Here is a 1,206-nt window from a genome sequence, read left to right as displayed (position 1 = left end):
CCCCATAACTCAGGCAGAGTATAACCAATACATGAGTGATTATACCGCCGAAGAACGCGCAGATATGGATAAGCGCGGAAATTACTCACAGGCAGAGCAACTTAAAAACATCGACACAAGTCTGCAAAGGCTGAGTAATATCCCGGACGCTATCGGTGAGGAGTTTGCTAAAACACATACGCAAAAAGGTGGGGCGTTAAGTGATTTTTCTCGCGGAGGCAATTTTAACATTGTGCTTGATAAGCAATCCAAAGCGCCAACTGCTGCACCTGTAGAGTCAGCAGGAAAAGATATTATAGGCGGACGGTTAGGCGCGGGAAGAAAGCTCAAAAACGGAGAAACGTATAAATACGAAACCGGTGAGTATTACGACACGAACGGCAACATTGTTAATCCTGTGCAAACAGACGCCGGAACAATATCAATGGATCGCCTGTTGGACGCGGTGGCTTTCCGAGAGTCGCGTGGTAATCCTAATGCGGTAAACCCAGACCCTAACTCTTCAGCTAGTGGCGCTTGGCAATTTGTAAAGAAAACCGCCCGAGGGAATGGATTGAAAGTTGATGAAAAGGCAGGCATTGACGAGAGATTTGACCCTGAGAAATCAAGAGCAGCAGCTGATATTCTGATGCGTAAATTGCTAAAGCAATACAACGGCAACGTAGCTGATGCCCTTTTTGCGTATGCAGGTGGAGGTGGCGGAGTGAATAGGGTATTGCGCGGTGACAAAGGCGGATTGAACAACGAGTCGGTTGAGTCCGTTTATAAGCTGGCTGAATACTTCGACGGAATTAATTTCGAGGCGTCAAAGGTTCACCAGACTTTACAGGTGCCCAGTCAGGCTCAACCTCAGCCACAGCTTTACGTCAATAACATGGAGATAAAAAGCCAGCCTGAATCTGTTGACGCCCTCTCAAACTCCATACAGGAACAAGCATCCCGCGCCGGAATGAATGTCTCATTCGATACAAAGGGGAGATGATAATGAGTTTTGCGTCACTCAATGCCGCCAGTATTTTTAATGCGATAAGGGGCGGGTCTCCGCTCTCTATTATGACCAGTCTCCTGAAGCCGTCATACGTTATTAAGTCAGAGGATGGCAGTGTCACATTGCCGTTTGACGGTCTGAAAAATATCACCGCCAGCGGGTCCGCTAATGTGGTTACCGCGCCGGTCGAAAAAGGAAAGTATCAGACACTGAATAAA

Annotated in this window: 1 protein-coding gene and 1 pseudogene; both read left to right on the top strand. The window is 47.5% G+C overall.

Annotated features, from left to right (window positions below):
- Positions 1–982, top strand: a 982-nt coding sequence (locus tag N7387_RS21215) for a transglycosylase SLT domain-containing protein (protein WP_279800947.1), incomplete at its 5' end; no start/stop codon positions are given.
- A gap of 2 nt (positions 983–984) precedes the next feature.
- Positions 985–1,206: pseudogene (locus tag N7387_RS21210) on the top strand (hypothetical protein); the annotation flags it as partial.

It is taken from the genome of Morganella sp. GD04133, assembly GCF_029835375.1.
Classification (GTDB): Bacteria; Pseudomonadota; Gammaproteobacteria; order Enterobacterales; family Enterobacteriaceae; genus Morganella; species Morganella morganii_B.
This window is presented reverse-complemented; position numbering and strand designations above follow the sequence as displayed.